Origin of the sequence: Streptomyces sp. UNOC14_S4 (assembly GCF_020740835.1) — a bacterium.
In the GTDB taxonomy this organism is placed as follows: Bacteria; Actinomycetota; Actinomycetes; order Streptomycetales; family Streptomycetaceae; genus Streptomyces.
Window position 1 is genome coordinate 1 of record NZ_JAINFC010000630.1, and the last position, 3812, is coordinate 3812.

Annotated in this window: 6 protein-coding genes; all 6 read right to left on the reverse strand. The window is 71.9% G+C overall.

Annotated elements, in window-relative coordinates; genetic code table 11:
* Nucleotide 1: 1 nt before the first annotated feature.
* Entirely contained in the window at nucleotides 2–277 is a 276-nt protein-coding gene (locus K6I34_RS33350) for a hypothetical protein (protein WP_308294095.1), read from the reverse strand.
* Nucleotides 278–410: 133 nt separating this feature from the next.
* Complete coding sequence (locus K6I34_RS33355) at nucleotides 411–881, reverse strand: Dps family protein (RefSeq protein WP_121796740.1); 471 nt, start codon at nucleotides 879–881, stop codon at nucleotides 411–413.
* Between the two features lie 236 nt (nucleotides 882–1117).
* Nucleotides 1118–1501, reverse strand: coding sequence for a helix-turn-helix domain-containing protein (locus K6I34_RS33360; RefSeq protein WP_086566431.1), 384 nt, complete (start codon nucleotides 1499–1501; stop codon nucleotides 1118–1120).
* A gap of 94 nt (nucleotides 1502–1595) precedes the next feature.
* Nucleotides 1596–2180, reverse strand: coding sequence for a CinA family protein (locus K6I34_RS33365; RefSeq protein ID WP_229331785.1), 585 nt, complete (start codon nucleotides 2178–2180; stop codon nucleotides 1596–1598).
* Nucleotides 2177–2824, reverse strand: coding sequence for a CDP-diacylglycerol--glycerol-3-phosphate 3-phosphatidyltransferase (gene pgsA / locus K6I34_RS33370; RefSeq protein ID WP_229331786.1), 648 nt, complete (start codon nucleotides 2822–2824; stop codon nucleotides 2177–2179). Before pgsA ends, K6I34_RS33365 begins: the two co-directional genes overlap by 4 nt.
* A partial coding sequence (locus K6I34_RS33375; RefSeq protein ID WP_229331787.1) for a MiaB/RimO family radical SAM methylthiotransferase occupies nucleotides 2821–3812 on the reverse strand: 992 nt, incomplete at its 5' end. The genes K6I34_RS33375 and pgsA, both read right to left, overlap by 4 nt.

Genomic DNA, 3812 nt, shown 5'->3' on the forward strand with positions numbered 1-3812 from the left:
CTCATGAGGTCGGTGTGCGACTGCGGGTTGTTTTGGGCTGGTCGCGCAGTTCCCCGCGCCCCTTGCGGGGCGTCCGGGGGACGCAGTGCACCGGCAGCAGGCTCAGGCCCCAGGCGCCCGCGATGACGAGGCCCTCCACCGGGCCGGAGAGGGGCGGGTGGGTCAGGAGGCGCAGGCCCGCCCACCACCAGGCGCCGGTGGCCGCCGCCGTCATCGCCCAGCCCAGTGGCCCGCGCGAGCGGGCCACTGCCCGTATGCCGTGCCGGGCCCCGGCCATGGCTGCCTCCCTCCGGGCGACATCGGGCGAACCCTCGCGACGCTAGACAGCCCCGCGGGACCCGGGAAGACGCGCTCGGGAGCGCGACGGCGCCGGCCACGGCCGTGCGCACGCCGCCGTCGCACCGGACCGCTCAGGCGTTCTCCGCCTGGAACATCCAGTGGTGCTTCTCCAGGTCGCCCGTCAGGCCGATGAGGATGTCCTGGGTGACGGGGTCCGGGTCGGCGGTGTCCGTGATGCGCTTGCGCATCCGGGTGATCACCGCGTGCAGGGCGTCGACGAGGGTCTGCACCGCCGCCGTGTCCTTCTGCCAGCCGTCCCCGACCTGGCCGATACCGCTCGTCTTGGCGACCGTCCCCGCGCGCCCGTCCGGTGCCACGCCCACCGCCGAAGCGCGCTCGGCGACCGTGTCGGCGTGCAGGCGGGCGCTGGCGACGACCTCGTCCAGCTGGAGGTGGATCGAGCGGAAACGCGGGCCCACCACGGTCCAGTGGACCTGTTTGGCCACGAGCGAGAGATCCACGAGGTCGACGAGAGCGCCCTGCAGGGCGTCGCCCACGATCTTCCGGTCCTGTTCGGACAGCGGGCTCTTCACCACGGACATCCGCTTCTCCTGTTCACGCCGGGATCACGAAGGATCGCTCTGGCCCGTTTCGCCCCCGTTCATCCACCATCACACAAAACTCCGGAGCAGGCCGAGAACGATCAGCGCGAGACCGAAGGGCGGGGCCGAAGGCGAGGCCGGAAACGCAAGGATCCCGGTCGGAACACCGACCGGGATCCTCCGGGTTCAAACAACGGGAACAAACGTTTCCGGAAGGAACGTCCCCCGCGTCCGCTTCAGGCCGCGACCACGTCGACGGCCTCCGCGGGAGCCTTGATCGTCACTCGCTCCCCCGGGACGCCCGTCACGGACGTCACGGACACCGAATTGAACATGGGCCGCATCGGCGCGGGTACCGGCTCGCTCGCCGCCGCCGACTGCGCCAGCTCGGCGAGCGACAGTTCGTCACTCACCTCGCGCATGACCTCGGACATCCGTACGTCCAGAGCGTCGCAGATTGCGGAGAGAAGCTCGGAGGACGCCTCTTTCTGCCCGCGCTCGACCTCGGAGAGGTAACCGAGCGAAACCCGGGCGGACGAGGAGACCTCGCGCAGAGTGCGGCCCTGGCGCTGGCGCTGCCGACGCAGCACGTCACCCAGCAGGCGACGGAGCAGAATCATCGGTGGCTCCCTCCTTGGACCGCGAATCCGGATCCTTCACGCCCCACCGTACCGCCTCGGACTCCGGCCGTGCGGGGAGCTATGTCGTGTTCACTCAGGGCTGCAAACATCCATTCCCCCCGTTGTGTTCCGTATCCTTTGCGCCCACGTTTTCTGCCAGTTCTTCCGTCAGTTCGCTCAGCAGCAGTTCCAGAACCGCGCGCACGCTCTCCGCGCGGATGCGCGCCCGGTCGCCCGTCAGGTCCAGCCGCCGCACGGCGGTCCGGCCGCCCGGTCCCGCGGCGGCGACGAACACCGTACCGACCGGTCGGCCGTCCTGCGGCTCGGGCCCCGCGACGCCGGTCGTGGCGATGCCCCAGTCGGCGCGCAGCAACGCCCGTACACCCGCCGCCATCTGCCGCGCGACGTCCGCGTCGACGGCCCCGCGCTCGGCGAGCAGCGCGCCGTCCACGCCCAGGACCTCGCGTTTCACGTCCGTCGCGTACGCGGTGACCGAGCCGCGCACCGCGCGCGAGGCACCCGGCACCGCGGTCAGCTCGGCGGCCACCAGGCCGCCGGTGAGGGACTCGGCCACGGCCACCGTCCCGCCGCGCCCGGTCAGGGCGGCCAGGACCGCGGGGGCGCCCGCCGCGCCGTTGCCCTGCGCGCCTGTGCCGTCCTCCGTGGCCGTACCGCTCATCGCACGGAGTCCCGGGTGGCCCGCTCGCGCTCCGCCGCCAGCCCGGCCCGGCGCAGGACGACGGCCTGCCGCACGTAGTCGAGCCCGGTGAACACGGTCAACGCCACGGCCACGGCCATCACCCAGAAGCGGGCAGTGGCCAAGGGGCCCGTGAGCGCGAGGATGTACATCCCCACGGCCACGCCCTGGGCGAGCGTCTTCATCTTGCCGCCCCGGCTGGCCGGGATGACCCCGTGCTTGATGACCCAGAACCGCATCAGCGTGATGCCGATCTCGCGGAAGAGGATCACGCCCGTGACCCACCACGGCAGGTCGTCCAGGGCGGACAGGCAGATCAGCGCCGCGCCCATGATCGCCTTGTCGGCGATCGGGTCGGCGATCTTGCCGAAGTCGGTGACCAGGTCGTACGTCCGGGCCAGATGGCCGTCGAACAGGTCCGTGATCATGGCGACGGCGAAGGCCGCCCAGGCGAAGGAACGCCAGGCCGGGTCGTAGCCGCCGTTGTGGAGCATCAACAACACGAACCCCGGCACGAGCAGGAGCCGCACCATGGTGAGGATGTTGGCGATGTTCCACAAGCTCGCCGGCCGCCTCATGGCGGCCGGGGCATGGCCTCCGGCTGCGGAGGCCGGGACTCCGGTCATCTGGCCGCCTCCTCGGTACACCCACCGTCGCCCAGGGGTTCGGCGACGAGGTCCACGCCCTCGGTCGCCACCACCTTGGCCACGACCATACGGCCGGGGGCGAGCTCCTCGTCAGTGGTGAGCAGCACCTGGCCGTCGGTCTCGGGTGCCTGGTGTGCGGCGCGGCCGACGACGCCGTCCTCCTCGTCGATCCGGTCGACGAGTACCTCAATGGTCTCTCCGAGCCGCTCCTCCGCGCGCTGTGCGGTGAGCTCCTCGGCAAGCCGCGAGACACGCTCCAGCCGCTCGGCGACGACCTCGGGGTCGAGCTTGTCGCCGTAGGTGGCCGCCTCGGTGCCGTCCTCGTCGGAGTAGCCGAAGACGCCGATGGCGTCCAGCCGCGCGCCCGCCAGGAAGCGCTCCAGCTCGGCCACGTCCGCCTCGGTCTCCCCGGGGAAGCCGACGATGAAGTTGGAGCGGGCGCCGGCCTGCGGGGCCTTGGCGCGGATCGTCTCCAGCAGGCCCAGGAAGCGGTCGGTGTCGCCGAAGCGGCGCATCGCGCGCAGCACGCCGGGCGCGGAGTGCTGGAAGGAGAGGTCGAAGTAGGGGACGACCTTCTCCGTGGAGGTCAGCACGTCGATCAGGCCCGGCCGCATCTCCGCGGGCTGCAGGTAGCTGACGCGGATGCGCTCCAAGCCGTCCACGGCGGCGAGCTCCGGCAGCAGGGTCTCCAGCAGGCGGATGTCGCCGAGGTCCTTGCCGTACGAGGTGTTGTTCTCGGAGACCAGCATGATCTCCTTCACGCCCTGCTCCGCGAGCCAGCGCGTCTCGCCCAGCACGTCGGAGGGGCGGCGGGAGATGAAGGAGCCGCGGAAGGACGGGATGGCGCAGAAGGAGCAGCGGCGGTCGCAGCCGGAGGCCAGCTTCACGGAGGCGACGGGGCTGCTGCCGAGCCTGCGGCGCAGCGGCGCGCGCGGGCCGGAGGCGGGGGCCAGGCCCTCGGGGAGGT